Source organism: Streptomyces sp. NPDC088766 (assembly GCF_044750845.1).
Classification (GTDB): Bacteria; Actinomycetota; Actinomycetes; order Streptomycetales; family Streptomycetaceae; genus Streptomyces.
On sequence record NZ_JBIVKQ010000006.1, the window covers coordinates 263,282 to 282,025 of the forward strand.

The following is an 18,744-nucleotide window of genomic DNA, read 5'->3' on the forward strand; positions in this document are numbered from 1 at the left end:
GCGACGGCCATGCCGGCTGAACGCGGAGAGGCCGTGACTGTTCGGAGCACACCGGCAGGGTGAGTACGTCGCCGGGCGGGCGGCCGGGAAAACCTCGGGGCCGCCCGCCCGGTCACCGGCCCGGTGACGGTGACCCGCCCGTGGTTCCGCGGGAAAACCGTCCCCGCACCCGCAGGGACGGCGGGGACGGCGGGGACGGCGGGGACGGAACTCAGCTTCGGGACCAGACCACGACGCTGTCGGACTCGAACACGGTGAAGACGGCCTCGTTGCGCGGGGGCCGGCTGCGGTCGAGATCGGTGACCACGGCGCCTCCCGCCTGACCGGCGGCGGTGGCGAGAACATGGGTGTCGAAGGTGTGATCGTCCTTCTGCTCCAGCCAGAACAGCCGGTCGTCACCATCACCGGAGACCAGCAGGTCGATGTCACAGTCCCCGTCCAGGTCACCACTGCCGAACACGCCGGGCGCGGCTTGACCTGCCCGGCCGCGCGAGACGATGCCCGTCGACAGGGGGGTCGTGCCCCAGGAGGAACGCGGGTCGGCCGGCACCGAGAACGAGACCACCTGCGAAGTCGGTTCGGTCGAGCCCGGCGGGAAGACGGTGTTGGTGTGGTTGGAGCCGACCCAGACGGTACGGCCGTCGCCGTGCAGGTTCCGCACGGGCCGCAACTGGATCGCCCTGCCCTGCGTGGTGTCGATGACGTGCGGTGTGAAGCTGCCGAACGGGTGGTCCGTACCCGGCGCCGTGGTGCGCTCCAGCCACATGAACGCGGCTCCCGGCTCGAAGTACTGCGCGGAGGCCACGTCCAGATCGCCGTCGGAGTCGACGTCCGCCACGACGGGGAGAGCACCGCCACCGGCCGCGAGGTCGACCGGCTCCCTGCTGAAGCGTTCGGGTCCGTCGACACCCCGGAACACCTGGACCCAGGCGTTGGCCGGGGGCCGCCCCTCGATCCTGGTGACGGGCTGCGGGGACTCGCCGACGGTCACCAGGTCCTTGCGGCCGTCTTCGTCGAAGTCGACGAAGACGGCCCGGTGGTAGAAGAGGGGGGAGCTGCCCGGCGTCACGATGTCATGGCGCTTCCAGACGCCGTCGGCACGGTGTTCCCACCAGGTGAGGGATCCGCACGGCGTGGTGCAGCCGATGAACCCGCCCGGGACCACGATGTCACGGTCTCCGTCGCGGTCGACGTCGGCCACGCCCGGTTCGTTGGGGAAGGGGATCGCGGCGTCGGTGTCGAACACCAGCCGCTTCGACCAGGTGCCGAGGTCTCGTCCACTCTGCCGGTAGAGGGCGAGAGCACCGGCCGCCGGAGGGATCGGCGGGCCTCCCGGAACGGCCTGGAAGCGGCCGAACCCTGTGGCCACGAGTTCCTGACGGCCGTCTCCTTCGACGTCAGCCGCAACTGCGAAGGCCGCGCCCGGCAGGGAGGCGTCGACCGTGTGCGGGGACAACGACACCGCCGCGGGAGGAGCCGGTGACGCGTCGGCGGGGACAGCCCCGTGGAGCGAGGCAAGAGCGATGATCATTGCCGTTCCCGAGCGTGTCAGCCCTGACAAGGAACCTCCTCAAATAATCATGTACATGACATTCTAGGAATCGGCGCCCCGTCCGGGAAGGTGCCCCGGTCGCCGTTCGCGGTGCGGACCGTGCGCACCGTCGGATGGGTGCCGACCTCCGCCTTGCGTCGGGTTCGCCTCCACACGGCAACTGATGCCAGGCCCCAGCAGCAGCACCACAACCGGACAACCGGACAACCGGAGATCCCGTCAACACGGCCGCACGACCGGCAGCCGGTCACCACACCTTCAGCACACCCGGCCCGTCCACGATCGCCCCCGGGTCCGAGAAGACCCGGCTCGGCAGGCGCTGAGTCCCGGGCCGATCGGCCCCACCCCGCCGCCTCGGCCGCCTCGGCCGCCGCACGGACACCCAGCGCCTTCCCGACGGGTCGGCCTCAGCAGGGTGTCCGGCTCTCGTGCGGTCAGCGGGCGGCGACGGCCTCGTCGGCTTCCGTCTCGTCCACGGCGGCGGGGGCCGTGTCCTTCGGGCCGCGGAGGACGATGCAGAGGAAGAGAGCGCCCATGACGGCGACGCCCGCCCACATGGCCTGCTGCCAGCCGTCGACGAAGGACTGCTGTGCGGCGTGGACCAGTTCGTGCGCGTGCGGGCCGGTGCTGCCCGCCACTTCCACGGCGTTGGCGACGCCCTCCCGGGCGGTGTCCGCGGCCTCTTGGGGGATGCCGTGGAGCCTGTCGTCGATGGCGCCGCGGTAGCCCGCCGACAGGAGCGCGCCGAGCAGCGCGACACCGAGTGCGGTGCCGAATTCGCGGGTGACGTCGTTGAGGGCGGAGGCGACACCCTGCTTCTCGCGCGGCAGGGAGGCGGTGATGGCCGCGGTGGACGGGGTCATCGACAGTCCCATGCCGATGCCCATGGCGAGCATGCCGGGCAGGATGGCCGGGTAGCCGCCGTCGACGGAGACGAGCAGAGCCATGAGCGCCAGGCCGACACCGGCCAGCGCGATGCCGACGGCCATGGTCGCGCGGGAGCCGATACGTGCGGCCGGCTTGGGGGCCAGGCCGGAGGCCATCATCATCATGACGGCCATGGGCATCATCGCCACTGTGGACAGCAGGCCCGACCAGCCGAGGACGGCCTGGAAGAACGGGAAGAGGACCACGGCGATGCCAGCCTGGACACCGAAGACCACCAGCAGCGTGATCGAGCCGCCGGCCAGGCCGCGCTCACGGAACAGGCGGACGTCCAGCAGCGAGGCGTCCCGGCGGTGCAGCTCCCAGGCCACGAAGCCGAGGGCGGCGACGAGTCCGACGGTGAGGCTGATCAGCGTCGCGGGGGCGGTCCAGCCGCGTTCGGGGCCCTCCTGCAGGACGAAGATGAGGCCGGTCACGGCGACCGTGGAGAGCAGAGCACCCACGGTGTCGAAGCGATGGGCCGAGGTCTCGCGGGAGTCCGGAACCGACTGCAGCGTCATGGCCAGAGCGACGACGACCAGGACCACGGGCAGGACGAACAACCAGCGCCAGTCGGCGACGTCGACGAGGAGTGCGGAGAGGAACATGCCCAGGATGCCGCCGCCTCCGGCGACACCGGTCCACACACCGATCGCTTTGCCGCGCTGGTCCTCGGGGAAGGTCGACGTGATCACGGCGAGGGTGACGGGCATGATCATCGCGGCGCCGATACCGCCGGCCACGCGCGCGGCGAGCATCACCTCGGCCGACGGTGCCAGGCCCGCAGCGACGTTCGCGGCGCCGAAGACGAGCAGCCCGGCGACGAGCACGGGCCTGCGGCCCAGACGGTCGCCGATGGCGCCGAGCGGCAGCAGCAGCGCGGCCAGGGCGAGGGTGTAGATGTTGATGATCCACAGGATCGTGCTCTGCGAGGCACCGAATTCGACGGCCATGTGGGTCTGCGCGACGTTCAGTCCGGACACCGAGGCGATGACGGCCATCAGCGCGATCGAGACGGCGCTCAGGATCGCGCGCAGCTGACGCGGATCAGGTGCACCCCCGCCGCCGGCTTCGGTGGCCTGGACGGGCTGGTTCGTACTCATGGGTTCCTCTCAGAAGGGCATGCCGAGTCAGCGCCGGAACGGATCCGGTCGCCGAGTGGAGGTGGGCGGGGCCCTGCCATCGCGCGCATGCCGGGGCGGGCGAGCGGTGGGCCGGTGCCGGGGGGCGTCAGGAGGCGGTTGCCCCGCCCCGGGCTGCGACGAGGGCCGCGTCGGTGCCAGCGGTGGCCGGCAGGGCGTTGATGTGGGAGCCGGCCAGGGCACCGGCCGTGACGGAGACGCCGACCTGGGCGGTGAAGCCGTGCGTGGCCTCGGCCGGCGCGTTGCGCGGGGTGCCGCTGTCGATCACGACGACCGAGCGGCGGGAGCGGGCGAGCATCAGCTCACCGTTCAGCCCCGCGGCACCGCCGCCGATCACCGCCGCGTCGACGGTTGCGTCGGGCAGTACGTCGCTCGCGTACGGAGAAGTCGTCACAGCCATGGCCTCCCACCCTTTCGTCGTGCCGGCCCTGACGCTCCGGACCATCTGCACACGACGCTAACCCCGCATTGCATCAGGGGCATACGATGTTGCCCATGACGCAAGAAGATGCAGAGCTGGACAGCCTCGTGCGCAAACGCATCCGCGCCCTGCGGGTGGCGCAGGGCTGGTCCCTGGAAGAGCTGGCCACCCGCGCCAACCTCAGCCAGTCCTCACTGAGCCGGATCGAGAACGGCCGGCGCCGCCTCGCACTGGATCAGCTGGTCGTCCTCGCCCGCGCCCTGGACACCACGCTGGATCAGCTCGTGGAGACCGCCGCCGACGACGTCGTCATCAGCCCGATGATCGACGGCACCCACGGCCTGATGCGCTGGAGCGTGAAGGGCGACCCCGGCATGAGCGTGGTACGCCAGCGCATGACCGACCCGCCACCCGAGAACCCGGCCCGCATGCGTGCCCACCCGGGGCGCGAATGGCTCGTCGTCCTGTCCGGCACCGCGAGCCTCATGCTCGGCCACCGGCGCTTCCGCGTCGAGACCAACCAGGCCGCCGAGTTCCCCACGATGATGCCGCACGCGATCGGTGCCGAGGGCGGCCCCTGCGAGATCCTGGGCATCTTCGACCGCGACGCCCGCCGCGGCCACCAGCGCAAGGGCGGCGACCACGACGCTCAGGTCTCCGGCGAATGACGGCGCGGGCCGGCCGGCGGCCTCCGCGGCGGTGACATCTTGCGCGTCGGGCAGCACACCCGGCCATCGCCTTGCGCAAACAGGAAGAAACTGTGCCGCGGACGCATGACCGTCCTAGCGTGAGGGCATGAGCCAAGCGCATCCGCACACCCCCCACCCCGACGCCCCGCACGACCGCCACCGGGAACACGAAAGCGACGGCCAGGCGGAGATCCTCGACCTGGACGCCGAGGTCCTCGGCGAGCACTTGGCCTTCATCACCGCATGGCTGCCGCTGAAGACCGGCCCGCGTCAGATCGTGGATCTGGGCTGCGGCACGGGCGCGGGCACCTTCGCCCTCCTCGACCGTTTCCCCGACGCGTATGTCACCGCCGTCGACGCATCCGCCGGACACCTCCGGCGCCTGCACGAAAAGGCACGCGCCCGCGGCACGGAGGAGCGCGTGCGCACCGTGCAGGCCGACCTCGACGACCCCGCATGGCCCGACCTCGGCTCACCGGACCTGGTGTGGGCGTCGGCCTCGATGCACCACATGGCCCGTCCCGATCGCGCACTGCGCAACGTCCACGACGTGCTCGCGCCCGGCGGCCTGTTCGCCGTCGTCGAACTGGCCGGGCTCCCCCGCTTCCTGCCCGAGAGCGCCCCCGAGGGACGGCCCGGCCTGGAAGAGCGCTGTCATGCCGCGACCGATCGCTTCCACGCCGAGCACGTGCCCCACCGCGGCGCCGAGTGGGGCCCGATGCTGACCGCCGCCGGATTCACGGTCGAGGGTGAACGCACCATCGCCGTGAACATCGAGGGTTCCCGCAGCGAAGCGATCGGCCGCTACGCCCTCGGCAGCCTGCAACGCATCCGCAGCGCCGCCGCCGGATCGCTCTCCCGCGAGGACCTCACCGCGCTCGACCAGCTCCTCGACACCGGCCGCCCGCACAGCATCCTGCACCGCGACGACCTCGCACTGCGCACCGAACGCACCGTCTGGGCCGCCCGCCGCAGCTGATCACGAGCGCCCCCGGTCGCCCCCGGGCAGCCCCGACGGCCCAATACCTTGCCTTGTGGGCACCTCGTCGCCCCGGCCTCCGGGGGATCGCTCGTCGAGAACTCCGACGAAGGCCGGGACAGGGACATCACCTACAGCAGTCCCTCGTGTCCCCGCCGCGTTCGGCCGGATCAGCCGACGGCGTCCAGGGCGTGGGGGTCATCGGATCCGGTGTAGGTGAACGAACGGACGATCACATCGCCCCGGTCGCAGAAGACGCCGATCAGTCGGCCGGTCATCCCTCCGGCGACTTCGGTCGAGAAGTACCGGCCGTCGACGCGGCCGAGTTCGACGACGCCGTCGGCACCGCTCACGGTGGCGATGATCTCGTCGGGGCCCAGCTCGGTACTGAAGACGTGGCCGCGGGCCGGCTCGATCCGCAGCGCCAGCGTGATGTCCGACGCCCCGTCGATCTCGGTCTCACCGAGCACCGACACCAGTGAGCCGACACGGGCGACGGCACGCACACGCCCGCGGGTGAGTTCCAGCCGGAGCGCGTGCCGTGGGTCGATCCGCAGTTCCAGTCCGCCCTGCCCGTCCTCGGCACGTACCTTCGCGCGGATTCGTGCGTAGAGGTGCTCCTGCCGACGGCCGGCGAAGACAGCCTCGCCCTTGGGGGCAGCGGCGAGCCGCCAGCCGTTCTCCGCCGGTCGCAGTGACTCGGCGGGGAAGCGGGCGGGTGCGCACCAGGACGCCGGCAGGTGCGGGCTGGACAACTCCTCGGTCACCACGGCCGGGGAGGACGGTTCGACCGGCTCGCCGAGCCGGGGCCAGCCGTCCTCCCACGTGATCTGCGAGGCGAAGGTCTCCCGGCCGAGCACGTGCCATTCCGGGCTGGTCCCGCGGGGCCGCACTCCGTGGTACACCAGCGTCCACTGCCCGTCCGGGCCCTCGACGAGATCGCCGTGGCCGGCGTTCTGCACCGGCGAATCCGTGCCGCGGGCGGTGAGGGCCGGATTCCACGGACACGGCTCGAACGGCCCCGCCGGTGAGGGTCCACGGGCGATGGTGACCGCGTGCCCGCGTTCGGTACCGCCCTCGGCGATGAGCTGGTACCAGAAATCCCCGATGTGGTAGATGTGCGGGCCCTCCGGGAACTTGCCGCCGGTGCCCTGCCACAGCTGCCGGGGCTCGGAGAGAACCTTCCCCGTCGTGGGGTCGACCACCGCCTGGACGATGCCCATGGGCCCCTGGTCGCCGAAGCCCGACCAGGTCAGATAGCAGGTGCCGTCGTCGTCCCAGGCCAGGTCCGGGTCGATGCCGGGCGCGTCGGGGAACCGTACCGGATCCGACCAGGGCCCGGCCGGGTCCTCGGCGGTCACCAGCAGGTGACCGCCGCCCTCGGTCAGATTCGTGGTGATGAGCCAGAACCGGCCGTCGTGGTGGCGCAGCGTCGGCGCGAAGACGCCCCCGGACGCGACCGCCCCGGAGACGGACAGCTGGGACGGCCGGTCGAGCGCATGGCCGAGGTGTTCCCAGGTCCGCAGGTCGGTGGAGCGGTACAGCGGCAGGCCGGGCGCGTATTCGAAGCTGGAGTGGGCCATGTAGTACGTGCCGTCGACCTGGCAGACGGTGGGGTCGGGGTGGAAGCCGCTGACTATCGGCCGGGTGGGAAGGTGCATGGTCTTTCCTCGGTTGGATCGGGGCTCGGGGGGCGGTGTCGCCGAAATCACGGCGGCGGCCGCGTGACGGCAGGGGCAGTCGAACGGTTGCCGCGCGGCTCTCAGGTCTCGCCGGCGGTGGCACTCGCCGGTGACAGCCCTGAGACGACGAACTCACCTGCCCGGGTGGTTTCCAGAGTCCCGCCCACGTGGACCTCGAAGCGGCCCGGTTCGACGACGTACTCATCGCCCCGGCCGGTCCAGAAGCCGAGATCCTGCCATCCCAGCTTCAGGTGCACGAGGGACGACTGCCCCGGTTCGAGGGCGATCCTCGAGAAGCCGCGCAGGCGCCGCACCGGCTGGGCGACGGAGGCCACCGGGTCGCGCAGGTACAGCTGGACGACCTCGTCCCCGGCACGGGACCCGGTGTTGGTGACCTGGACGGACACCTCGACCGTGGCGCCGCCGCGCAGCTCCTCGAGCCCGATCTCGGTCACCGACACGGACGGCGGGCCGTAGGCGAACGTCGTGTAGCTGAGACCGTGGCCGAAGGTGAACTGGGGCCCCAGGGGCAGGTCGCGGTACTTGGACGTGAACCGGTCGTCGACGTTGGCCGGGCCCTGCAGGCCGATGTCGACCTCCTCCTGCTGCAGGCTGCCGCCGGACGTCGCCGGGCGGCCGGTGTTCTCGTGGTCGTAGTGGACCGGGATCTGCCCGGCCGTGCGCGGGAACGACATCGGCAGCCGGCCGGCGGGGTTGGCGGCCCCGGTGAGCAGCCGGGCGATCGCCGGGGCCGCCTCGGTGCCCAGGTGCCATGGGCAGAGCACCGCGGGCGCGCGGTCGATCCAGTCGCCGGTGACCAGCGGCCGGCCGGCCACGAGCACGACGGCGAACGGGACGCCGGTGCCGGCGACCGCGGTGATCAGTCGCTCCTGGTCGCCCGGCAGCCGCAGGTCGCTGCGGGAACTGGCCTCTCCGGTCAGTGCGGACGGCTCCCCCACCGCCACGACGACCACGTCGTGGCCGGCTGCGGCCCGGGCGGCCTGCTCCTGCAGGGCCGGGTCGTCGCCGAAGAAGGAGGCGCCGGGCAGCACGGTCACGTGCAAGTCCGGCCGCTCGTCGCGCAGCGCGTCGGCCAGGGATCCCGCGGGCTCGGCGAACGACTGCACCCAGGCTCCCAGATGGTCGGTGCTCTCGGCGTACGGACCGACGAGGAGGACGCGGCGCGGGCCGTCGGCCAGCGGCAGCGTCCCGTCGTTGCGCAGGAGGACGGCCGATCGCTCGGCCGCCTCGCGGGCCGCGGCCCGGGCCGTGGACGAGGGGGCGGTGATCTCGGCCGAGGGGTCGACGTACGGGTCGTCGAACAGCCCGAGCGCCACCTTCAGCCGCAGGACGCGCCGTACGGCGTCGTCCACGCGCTCGGCGGACAGGGCCTCGGGCGTGAGGGCCGTGCGCCCGTCCGGGCCGACGACGCTGCCGCCCATCTCCATGTCGAGCCCCGCCGTGAAGGACTGGGCCAGGGCGTCGGGCAGGTCCTCGGCCACGCCGTGCGCGAGCAGGTTCACCACGCCCTCGGCGTCGCCGACGACGAGGCCCTCGTGCTTCCACTCGCCCTTGAGCACGTGGGTGAGCAGCCACCGGTTGGCGTGTGCCGGCCGCCCGGCGACGGTGTTGAACGAGGCCATGACGGTGGCCGCCCCGGCTTCGACCGCGGCGCGGAACGGCTCCAGGTGGACGTTGCGCAGCCGGTACTCGGAGGCGTCGACGGTGTTGTAGTCGCGGCCCCCCTCGGCGGCGCCGTAGGCCACGTAGTGCTTGGCGCAGGCCAGGATCGAGTCCGGCCCGGTCAGCGAGCTGCCCTGGTAACCGCGCACCTTCGCCGCGCCGAAAACGGCGTTGAGGAGGGTGTCCTCGCCGAATCCCTCGGCCACTCGGCCCCAGCGCGGATCGCGGGAGACGTCGATCATCGGCGAGAAGGTCCAGGTGACGCCGCCCGAGGCGGCCTCCCGTGCCGAGACACGGGCGTCGCTCGCGGCGACGGCGGGGTCGAAGCTGGCCGCCTGGGCGAGCGGGATCGGGAAGATCGTCCGCTGTCCGTGCACGACGTCCAGTCCGACCAGCAGCGGGATGCCGTGCGGGGTCTCCTCCCGCGCGACGCGTTGCAGCTCGTTGGCCGCCTCGGCCGAGCGCGGCCAGAACACCGCGCCGATGCCGGCCCGGACCAGCTCGGCCGCGTCCTCGAGGCGGGGTCGGTAGCCGATCTGCAGCTGCGCCAGCTTCTCCTCCCGGCTCATCGCCGAGAGCAGGGCTTCGATCCTGTCGTCCGCCCCGGACGGGGCGGGGTTGAGCGTCATGCTGTCCTTTCGGTCCGGCCGTGTGAGGACCGGTGTGTCAGCCCGAGGTCGCTTCCAGCTCGCCCGCCGCCAGTGCGGCGGAGTTGCCGGCCTGCGGGTGGCCGGAGGCCGGGTCGTAGACGTGGCAGGCGACCTCTCGGCCTTCGAACGGCGCGTCGGCCGGCCGCCGTGTCCAGCACACCTGAGCGGCGTGCGGGCAGCGGGGGGCGAACGGGCAGCCCTCGTCCGGTGCCGGCTCGGCCTGCGCGGTCGTCACCCGGACGACGTCGGAGCGTCGGCGGCGCAGGGCGCGCTGCTCGGCGACGTCGGGCACGGGGACCGCCGCGCGCAGCGCCTGGCTGTAGGGGTGGGCCGGGCGCTCGTGGACGGCCGCCGCGGGGCCGGACTCCATGACGCGCCCGCGGTAGAGCACGAGGACCCGGTCGGCGAAGTACGAGACGACCGGCAGGTTGTGGGCGATGAACAGGTAGCCCGTGCCGGTGTCCCGCTGCAGCTCGGTGAGCAGGTTGAGCACCTGCGCCTGGGTGACGACGTCGAGTGCGCTGATCGCCTCGTCGCAGACCACGAGCTTGGGGTCGACCGCCAGCGCGCGGGCGACGGCGATGCGCTGGCGCTGCCCGCCGGAGAAGGCGTGCGGGTACCGGTCCGCGGCGTCCTCGGGAAGGCCGACCTTGCCGAGCAGGGCGCGGATCTCCTCCAGCGCCGCGGCGCGGTCGCGCGTACCGGCTGCTTCGAGTGGCTCGGAGAGGGTCTTGCCGATCGTCCGGGCCGGGTTCAGGGAGCCGTACGGGTCCTGGAAGACGACCTGGAGGTCGGACGCGACGTGCTTGCGGTCACCCGCGCGGACGTAGGTGATGTCGTGCCCGTCGAGGACGACCTGTCCGGAGGTGACCGGGGCCAGGCCCAGCATGGCGCGGCCGATGGTCGACTTTCCGGACCCGGACTCCCCCACCAGACCGAGGGTCTCGTGGGCGGCCATCGTGAAGCTGACGCCGTCGACCGCCCGGACCGGCGGGGTCCGCCAGCCGGGGGGCCGGTAGCGAACGTGCAGGTCGGTTACCTGCAGGAGCGGCCGGTTCGCGGGCGCGTCGCCCGTGTGCGGGAATGTGCTCACTTCTTCGCTCCCAGAGCAAGCTCCTCGGTGCGGATGCACCGGCTCGAGCGGTCTGTGTGGATGACGGTCAGCGCAACGGCGGCGTCGCGGCACGCGTCGGTGACCCGGGAGCAGCGCGCCGCGAACCTGCAGTGCTGGGGCCAGTCCTTCGGCAGGGGGACGACGCCGGGCACCGTGGGCAGCGGCCGGCCGCGGACGGCTCCCTCCGGGACGGCGTCGAGGAGTCCCCGTGTGTAGGGGTGCCGCGGCGCCGCGAGCAGTTCCTCGACCGGGCCGAGCTCCACCACCTGCCCGGCGTACATCACCGCGGCGACGTCGCCGATGTCGGCGACGACCCCGAGGTCGTGGGTGACCAGGACGACGGCGAGTCCGAGGGTCTCCTGCAGCGAACGCAGCAGGTCGAGGATCTCGGCCTGGATGGTGGGGTCCAGTGCGGTGGTCGGTTCGTCGGCGACGAGGACCTCGGGCTCACCGGCCAGGGCGAGCGCGATGCCGACGCGCTGCGCCATGCCGCCGGACAGCTGGTGCGGGTAGCTCTTGGCCACCGCCTCCGCGTGGGGGATGCCGACCAGTCGCAGCAGTTCCAGCACCCGGTCGCGGACCTGCGCGCGCGAGCCGCCGCGGTGCAGCCGGACGGCTTCGCCGAGCTGGGACCGCACGGAGAAGCACGGGTCCAGTGCCACCATCGGTTCCTGGGAGACCAGGGCGATCCGGCTGCCGCGTACCTGCGCCATCTCCTTCTCCGGGAGGCTGAGCAGTTCCCGCCCGGCAAGGCGCACCGAGCCCGCCGCGGCGCCACCGGAGGGGAGCAGCCCGAGGGTGGCCAGTGCGGTCATGGTCTTCCCGCAGCCGGATTCCCCGACGAGACAGAGTGTCCGGCCGCGGTGCACGGAGAAGGAGACCCCGTCGACGACCGGCTGCCAGTCGCCCTCCGGCGTCCGGAAGGACACGACCAGGTCCTCGACGGCCAGCAGGGCGTCCGGAGTGGTGGAGGCGGTGGTGTCCGCAGCCGCGCTGCGGTGGGGCTCCGGGCTCTTCGGGGTGGTGCCGTGCGCCGCCTCGGGCGGCAGCTGGGGCCGGCGCCACGGGGTGAGCAGTCGGGCGCGCCGGGCCGCGGGGAGCGTGGCCAGCAGCGAGTTGCCCAGGTAGTTGAGCGCGGCGACGGTGGCGATCAGCACCACGCCGATGGGCACCATCATCCAGGGGTCGTCGTCGAGGTGGCCGGAGGCGTCGAAGACCAGCTGTCCCCAGCTGGGTTCCTGCGGATCGAAGCCGAGGCCGAGGAACGACAGCGAGGTGAGGAAGAGGAAGGCGCCGCTGTAGAGCAGGAAGCCCTGGACGATGAGGGGGCCCAGCACGTTGGGCAGGATGTGCCGCAGCAGGATGGTCCGTCGGGCGACGCCGCTCACCCGGGCGGCGTCGACGTACAGCAGATCCCGGGACGCCTGTGTCGAGGCGCGGACCAGGCGGAAGATGCCGCCGCTGACGATCACGCCGAAGACGACGGTCATGACCGGCAGGTTGTTGTCCGCGACCACGGCGACCGCCAGCACGATCACCAGTGCGGGGATGGCGAACAGCACGTTGACCACGAAGTCCGAGACGCGGTCGGCCCAGCCGCCCACGTAGCCGGCGAGCAGGCCAGCCGGGACTCCGAGGACGAAGGCGACCACGACCGGGATGAGCGCGGCCAGCAGCAGCGACCCGCCTCCGTGGAGGATCCGGGACAGCAGGTCCCTGCCCAGTTCGTCCGTGCCCAGCAGGTAGGCCGCGCTCGGGCCCTTGAGCCGGTGGTCGAGGTCCTGCTTCAGTGGATCATGGGGCGCGATGACCCCGGCGAGCAGGCTCGTGACGACCACGAGCACCATCCAGCCGGCGGCCACCAGGACCGGAGGCCGACGCAGCGCCTTCCGGGCAGCCGCGGCGAGGGTGCCGCGGGGCCGAGGCCGCTGCGGCTGGGGAGTGGCGTCGCCGACGCCCTGGGTGCCGTGGGCGGGGATCGTGGCCGTCATCGGACCCGCACCCGGGGGTCCAGGACGGCGGTGACGAACTCGACCGCCAGGTTGACGAGGATGACGACGAGGCTGAAGTACAGGACCCCGCCCTGGACGACCGAGAAGTCGTGCGTCTGCACCGATCGGAGCATGAGGTTTCCCATCCCGGGGAAGTTGAAGACGAGTTCCAGGACGACGACGCCGCCCAGGGTGAAGATGAAGGTCAGTCCGGCGACGGTCACGACCGGGATGGCGGCGTTGCGCAGGACGTGCTTGAACAGGATCCGCCGCCGCGGCAGCCCGGTGGCGTGCAGCGTGCGGACGAACTCACGGCTGAGGGACTCCTGCACCGCGGCCCGGGCCTGGAAGGCGATCTGGCCGAGGTTGGCCGCGCTCAGCGCGACGGCGGGCAGGAGCAGATGGGTCAGCCAGGGGCCGAAGCCGTCCGTGGTCAGCTCGGCGTAACCCGAGGCCGGCAGGACGGGCACCTTGATGGCGAACAGGAAGACGAGGACGGCCGCCAGCCAGAAGTTGGGGACCGCCATGCCCAGGCTGCCCAGCCACTGGACGGTCCGGTCCGCGCGGCCTGCCTTCACCGCCGCGAGCATGCCGAGGGCGACGCCGAGCAGCAGGGTGAGGACGGTGGACACCAGCGCCAGCGACAGGGTGGGAGGGAGGGCCTGCGCGAGCGCGTCGCTCACCGGCTGGCCGTTGACGAAGGAACCGCCCAGGTCGCCCTGTACGGCGTCGCTGATCCATGTGACGTACTGGCTGATCACCGGCTTGTCGAGGCCGAGGCTGTGGTCGAGGGCGGTGACATCGGCCTTGGTGGCGTTGACGCCCAGGATCGCGGCTGCGGGGCTCCCGGGGACGAGCTGGACCAGGAAGAAGGACAGCGTCGCCACCGTGAAGACGAGAGGGACGGCCACCATGAGGCGGCGGACGGCGAATCGCAGCACGCGGGGGCTCCTTTGCCGGGCTGTGCGGGAACGGCTGTAGGGGTCCGGGGGCGGCCTGCTCGGCAGCCCCCGGACCGGGTGGGTCAGCTGGGCAGCTGGTAGGCGTACAGGTGGATCTGACCGCGCGGCGGCGGGCTGACCGAGAGCGTCTTCGGGTTGTACGCGGTGACGGTCTTCAGTTCCAGCGCCCCGAGGAACCAGGCCTGCTCCGCGGCGTGCAGGGCGAGCTTCTGGTAGACACCGTTGCGGGCGGTGGCGTCGGTGGTCTTCGCCGCCTCCTGCAGCAGGGAGTCGATCTTGGGGTCGCTCGTCTTCTTGACGTTGAAGAAGGCGTTGGAGGTGAAGAGGCCTCCGAAGTCCTGGCCCGGGTCGCCGGTGAGCCGCTGGAGCAGCAGACCGACGGGGAAGGTACCCGACTGGAGCTGCTGGACCAGGTCCGTGCTGTGGTTCTCGACCTTCACGGTGATGCCGACGGCCTTCAGGTAGCCGGCGAGGGCCTGGGCGTACTGGTCCCCGACGGGCAGGCTCAGCATCTTGATCGAGAAGCCCTTCGCGTACCCGGCGGCTGCGAGCAGACTCTTGGCCTTCGCCACGTCGTAGGGGTACATCGAGGCCAGCTGGTCGCTGTGGCCGGGGTCGCCCTTGGCCACCGGCACGGCGGGGACCGGGTCGGCGGAGCCGGGATAGACCGCGGCCGCGACCTTCTTCGCGTCGATGGCGTAGTTCATGGCCTGACGGACCCTGATGTCGGCGAGGGCCTTCTGGTTGGAGCCGGTGGTGTCGACCCAGATGCCGGTGAAGCCGGAACTGCTGCCCGAGGCGCTGGTGACGGTCTTGAAGGAGGGGACCTTGTCCCCCGGGTTGAGCATCAGCGTGTCGGTCTGCGCGGACTTGGCCGCGTTGGTCGCCGCCGTGGGGTCCGTCGCGATCGTGTAGGTGACCTTGTCGAAGGGGAACGCCTTCTTGTCCTTGGCCCAGTAGTCGGGGTTGCGCTTGAAGACGTAGGAGAGGCCGGTGCGGGTGGCCTTCTCGTCCAGCACGTACGGGCCCGTGCCGACCGGCGCGGTGTCCAGTGACTTCGGTGCGGTCAGCGCCTTCGGGCTGACCATGGCACCGGAGTACTGCGAGAAGTCGTAGGGCAGCGCCGGGTTGGGCCCCTTCAGGTGCAGATCGATCGTCGTGGCATCGACGACGTCCATGCTGCCGATGTTCTGCAGAAACGTTTGATCGCCGGACCCGGACTTGTTGTCGATCGCGTACTGGAAATTCGCCTTGACGGCGGCGGCGTCGAACGCGGTGCCGTCGGTGAACTTGACGCCCTCACGGAGCTTCAGCTCCAGCGTCTTCGGGTCGGTGAACTTCCAGGACGTGGCGAGCCAGGGCTCGAGCCTGCCGTCGCTGCTGTAGTGGATGAGCGTGTCGTACGGGGCGTCCATCACCTCGTACCCGTTCCGGTTGCTCCAGGGGTTCAGCGAGGTGGGTGCGTTGGGGAGGGTGATCGTCAGGTCGTCGGCACCGGACGAGCCACCGGTGCCGGACGAGCCGCAGGAAGTGAGCGCAACGGTCAGGGCAGCGGCTCCGCAGACTGCGACGCCGCTCCGGAAGATCCGGGTTCTGAGGATGGGAGGCACCGTGGTACTCCTCGGGAAGGTGGACTGTGCGATGGGGACCGTCTGCGGCGCTTCGATGGGCGAGGGGGGTGTGCATCGCGGTCTCGCACAGTCTGGAGTTCCTTCAGATCAGATTCAAGGTTCTGATTCCATTTTTTTTCCGGCTGGTGAACTGCGCGTGTCGGGCACCTCCGGTGCCCGACGGCCGCGCCCGCCGGAACCTCGCAGCCGGGAGGCCGCTTCCGGCACCGGAGGGGCGCGGGTGACTGACACCGATGCCGCTCAGCCCTCGGCGGCGTCACCTCCGGGGCCGCCGAGGAAGGTGGTGACCATCTCCGAGAGGTCGGCCAGGATCTGCTCCCAGTCGCCCTCCCCGGCCGCCTCGGGGTCGCTGCCCAACCCCAGCCATCGGGCCAGGACGCTGTACACGACCGTGAAGCTCCAGCTCACCGCACGTTCGGGCTCCGGATGCCGGATGTCGTTCCGGCGCGCCAGCAGTCCGGCGCAGAACAGCCGGACCAGCTCCTCGAAACCGCGCTTGCCCTCCTCGGCCACGACGCGGTCACGGCCGCCGATCAGCATGAACGGCGCGAGCACCGGCGCCTCCGTCCGGAGCACCCCGGCCAGGGTGCGGATCACCCGCGCCACCGCATCACGGAAGGCCTCCCCCGCCGGGACCGGAGCACCGAACGCCTGCCGCTGGGCCACGCGGATGCGCACCATCTCCCGCGCCTGCGCCGTGTGGATCAGGTCGTCCTTGCTGTCCACCCGGCCGTAGATGGACCCGGTGGACACCCCGGCCCGACGGGCGACCTCGGCGAGCGTCCAGGCGTCCGAGCGGCGCTCGACCGTCAACGCGACCGCGGCGTCGAGGGCCTTGTCGAAGGACTGCCGACTCCGCTCCTGCTTGGGCTCACGGAAAGTGTGGTTGTCATTCTGCACGGACAGACGGTACGGAACAGGCGGCCGTCATGGAACCCGAATCAGAAATCTTGTTCAGATGCTTGCTCCGGGCGGTCCCCGGACGGCGCCGGCCAGCTTCCCCGCAGGGGACGAGCGAGCCTGTCGTCCGCTCCGAACAACTCCACCTCCTCATCGGCCGTGTCCCAGCGCATGCCGGTGCCCTCGGAGGCGGGCCGCCGGCCCGGGTCACCGTGGTGCACGAAGCGCACCCACGCGCTGTGCATCGCGTCGGCAAGCGCCTGCGGCGACGCGGTCCCGAGTGCGGCAGGCACCCCCTCGGCGTCCAGCAGGTCCCAGACGAACGGCAGCTCCGTGCAGTGTGCGGCCAGCCCGTGGACCGGCGATCGCCGGCGGTGAACTCGTGCGCCGTCGCGCCCAGCAGGAGGGGAACCCGGACGGCCCTGGTGCGCAGCGCCTCGACGACGGGGCGGGGCAGTGTCTCGCCGTCCGTGACCGCACCGAACGCGCGGCCGCCGGCCTGCGGGAACAGCATCGCGCGGGTGAAGGCGACGGCGTCCACGTCCTTGCCGGGCGGCCGCGAGCCGAACTCCGCCTGCGCGGCGAGGACCTCGTCCTCGGTCGGTGACGACCGCCCCGCGCGGGTGGCGGCCACCCCGGCGTGGGCGGCCATGTCCCGCCCCAGCCGCCGGGGAAGAGAGAGGAGGGGGACAGCCCCTCTCCGGACACGATGCCCGCGTTCCTCCATGGGGCCGACCCGGCACAAGGGTCCCCGGGGCGCGCGGCCTGCCCGACGCCACCGGGCTCCGGACGGGTGGCCGGGGACCGGGCCCCGGGGCGCCGATGCCTCAGCGACCGCCCAGGCGGTTGTGCGCGGTCATGCCCAGATCATCGACATCTGCTCGACCGCGAGAGGTTCGCCCCACGTGCGCGGGGCTCCGAGACCACGCAGCCACGACACGTCGGACGACACGGCGAGCAGCCAGTCGGCGCCCGTGCCCGAGGTCGGCGCCTTCACGGTCGTCCAGCCGTCCGCGTGTTCCACGGCGAAGGGCTCATTGTCGTCACCGACTCCTGTCAGGGTTCCCTCGCGGGGATCGAACCAGATCCCGAAGAGTTCGCGGTCCAGTCCGGACAGGTCCACGCGCTCCGTCCCGCCATCGGTGAGGTAGACGAGTGCGAAGCGACCGTCCCGGTCGCGGGCCGCCTGACGGTGGCCGTCCACGCACTCCGGAGCACACCTGCCGGCATGCGCGAGCATCTCCTGTGCGGGGAGCCACCTCTCGAAGTCGGCGGACTCCACCAGATTCCGCAGGATCGTCATCTGGGAGGCGCCCGGACGCTCGAGCGCCTCGTACCAGCTGTACTTCAAGAAGTCGTTCCGTTCGCGCTCCGAGATCATGCACCAGACCGACGCGTGTCCGTAGGTGTGGCCACAGGCGCCTGCCAGCAGGGCCCAGTAGGCGCGCTTGCGGACGATCCACTCGTCGTGGAGCGGGAACAGCTCGGGCCAGTTCATCGGCATCTGCTCGTAGGCGGGCTCTGCGTCGAGGACCGGCATCGTCCGCTCACGCTCGTACTCCTGACGCACGACCGTGTAGTTGCGGGTGCCGGCCCCATGGCCGGACTGCAGCATGATGAAGCTCAGCCAGGCTTCGTCATCGGACCAGTAGGACATCGTCGAGTACTCACCGGTCTCCATCTCGTAGCAGGTGTGGTACGTGATGAGGAGTTCCCGCCAGGCCGGGTGCGGCTCGTCGTGCCGGCACGCGACGCCGGTGACTCCCTTCACCAGTCCTTCGGCCATCCGGCGCCACACGTCGCGGTAGTCGACGCCTCGATGCACCGGCTGACGGTCTCCACCGAGGCACCAGATGATGTGCGGACGGTCCGCGTACCGCCTGCCGATCCATTCGCCGAACCCGTGCGCGTTCCCGGCCGTCACCGTCTTCGGGAAGGTCCTGCCCGCGAAGTTCTCCCCGACGACGAGCTGTCCCCACACCGGAAGCAGCACGACATAGAGGCCGAGGTGCTGTGCGGCGTCGATCAGCCGGTCGAGATAGCGGAAGTACTCCTCGTTCGGGGCCGAGAGGTCTCCACCGCGCAGTGCGGGGTCGCCCGAGGGGGAACGCATCTCGCCGTCGCGTTCGGGATCCAGGGCGACGATCTGAAGAGTGCTGAAGCCCTGCTGCTTGCGAACGTGCATGTAATGGAGCGCGTCGTCCCATTTCAGCCGTTGGGGAAGCGTCCAAGCCGTGTCCGCAAGGTAGAAGAAGGCCTTTCCGTCAGCGGTGACGAGCCTGCGCCCGTCCGCCGACACTGCAAGACGTTGCATTGTCACTCCTTGATGAACAGATTCTTGCCCGAAGTGGCCGCCACCCCGGCGGCCCGGAATGGCGGCGGACGGTCCGGCCCGGGTGTCCTGCCGCGCCGACCAGCCGGTGC

13 protein-coding genes and 1 pseudogene are annotated in these 18,744 nt (G+C 71.5%); 3 read left to right on the forward strand and 11 right to left on the reverse strand.

The features are described 5' to 3' along the window. Positions 1-211 precede the first annotated feature (211 nt). The 3 genes and pseudogenes from ACIP5W_RS11670 to ACIP5W_RS11680 form a co-directional block, all read right to left on the reverse strand. Entirely contained in the window at positions 212-1,531 is a 1,320-nt protein-coding gene (locus tag ACIP5W_RS11670) for an FG-GAP repeat domain-containing protein (RefSeq protein ID WP_401470366.1), read from the reverse strand. 455 nt (positions 1,532-1,986) lie between these two features. Continuing rightward, positions 1,987-3,579 (reverse strand): MFS transporter, encoded by a 1,593-nt coding sequence (locus ACIP5W_RS11675; protein ID WP_401470369.1) that lies wholly within the window; start codon positions 3,577-3,579, stop codon positions 1,987-1,989. Positions 3,580-3,817: 238 nt separating this feature from the next. Continuing rightward, positions 3,818-4,018 (reverse strand): annotated as a pseudogene (locus ACIP5W_RS11680) (NAD(P)/FAD-dependent oxidoreductase); the annotation flags it as partial. Between the two features lie 95 nt (positions 4,019-4,113). Here ACIP5W_RS11680 and ACIP5W_RS11685 point away from each other — a divergent pair. Both ACIP5W_RS11685 and ACIP5W_RS11690 read left to right on the forward strand, forming a co-directional pair. Continuing rightward, positions 4,114-4,707, forward strand: coding sequence for a helix-turn-helix domain-containing protein (locus ACIP5W_RS11685; RefSeq protein ID WP_401470372.1), 594 nt, complete (start codon positions 4,114-4,116; stop codon positions 4,705-4,707). 127 nt (positions 4,708-4,834) lie between these two features. Then, positions 4,835-5,707: a class I SAM-dependent methyltransferase gene (locus ACIP5W_RS11690; protein WP_401470375.1), complete on the forward strand. Its 873-nt coding sequence runs from the start codon at positions 4,835-4,837 to the stop codon at positions 5,705-5,707. Between the two features lie 170 nt (positions 5,708-5,877). Here ACIP5W_RS11690 and ACIP5W_RS11695 read toward each other — a convergent pair whose 3' ends face one another. The 7 genes from ACIP5W_RS11695 to ACIP5W_RS11725 all read right to left on the reverse strand — a co-directional run bounded on the left by ACIP5W_RS11695 (position 5,878) and on the right by ACIP5W_RS11725 (position 16,320). Further along, the gene (locus tag ACIP5W_RS11695) at positions 5,878-7,368 is read right to left on the reverse strand and encodes a family 43 glycosylhydrolase (protein WP_401470378.1); all 1,491 of its coding nucleotides are present in this window, start codon (positions 7,366-7,368) and stop codon (positions 5,878-5,880) included. Positions 7,369-7,469: 101 nt separating this feature from the next. After that, positions 7,470-9,701: a glycoside hydrolase family 3 N-terminal domain-containing protein gene (locus ACIP5W_RS11700; RefSeq protein WP_401470380.1), complete on the reverse strand. Its 2,232-nt coding sequence runs from the start codon at positions 9,699-9,701 to the stop codon at positions 7,470-7,472. Between the two features lie 37 nt (positions 9,702-9,738). After that, a complete protein-coding gene (locus tag ACIP5W_RS11705; RefSeq protein WP_401470383.1) occupies positions 9,739-10,815 on the reverse strand; it encodes an oligopeptide/dipeptide ABC transporter ATP-binding protein in 1,077 nt (358 codons plus the stop codon). Next, the gene (locus tag ACIP5W_RS11710) at positions 10,812-12,827 is read right to left on the reverse strand and encodes a dipeptide/oligopeptide/nickel ABC transporter permease/ATP-binding protein (RefSeq protein ID WP_401470386.1); all 2,016 of its coding nucleotides are present in this window, start codon (positions 12,825-12,827) and stop codon (positions 10,812-10,814) included. Before ACIP5W_RS11710 ends, ACIP5W_RS11705 begins: the two co-directional genes overlap by 4 nt. Then, a complete protein-coding gene (locus ACIP5W_RS11715) occupies positions 12,824-13,768 on the reverse strand; it encodes an ABC transporter permease (protein WP_272172895.1) in 945 nt (314 codons plus the stop codon). The genes ACIP5W_RS11710 and ACIP5W_RS11715 overlap by 4 nt, the downstream gene beginning before the upstream one ends. 83 nt (positions 13,769-13,851) lie before the next feature. Continuing rightward, positions 13,852-15,399, reverse strand: a complete 1,548-nt coding sequence (locus ACIP5W_RS11720) for an ABC transporter substrate-binding protein (protein ID WP_401470389.1) — start codon at positions 15,397-15,399, stop codon at positions 13,852-13,854. Positions 15,400-15,660: 261 nt separating this feature from the next. Continuing rightward, on the reverse strand, positions 15,661-16,320 hold the full coding sequence (locus ACIP5W_RS11725; protein ID WP_272172893.1) for a TetR/AcrR family transcriptional regulator: 660 nt from the start codon (positions 16,318-16,320) through the stop codon (positions 15,661-15,663). 382 nt (positions 16,321-16,702) lie between these two features. Here ACIP5W_RS11725 and ACIP5W_RS11730 point away from each other — a divergent pair, with 382 nt between their 5' ends. Further along, entirely contained in the window at positions 16,703-16,927 is a 225-nt protein-coding gene (locus ACIP5W_RS11730) for a hypothetical protein (RefSeq protein ID WP_401470392.1), read from the forward strand. Positions 16,928-17,176: 249 nt separating this feature from the next. On the opposite strand, the gene ACIP5W_RS11735 is transcribed toward ACIP5W_RS11730, so the two are convergent. Next, complete coding sequence (locus ACIP5W_RS11735) at positions 17,177-18,634, reverse strand: DUF4038 domain-containing protein (protein WP_401470395.1); 1,458 nt, start codon at positions 18,632-18,634, stop codon at positions 17,177-17,179. Between the last annotated feature and the right edge of the window lie 110 nt (positions 18,635-18,744).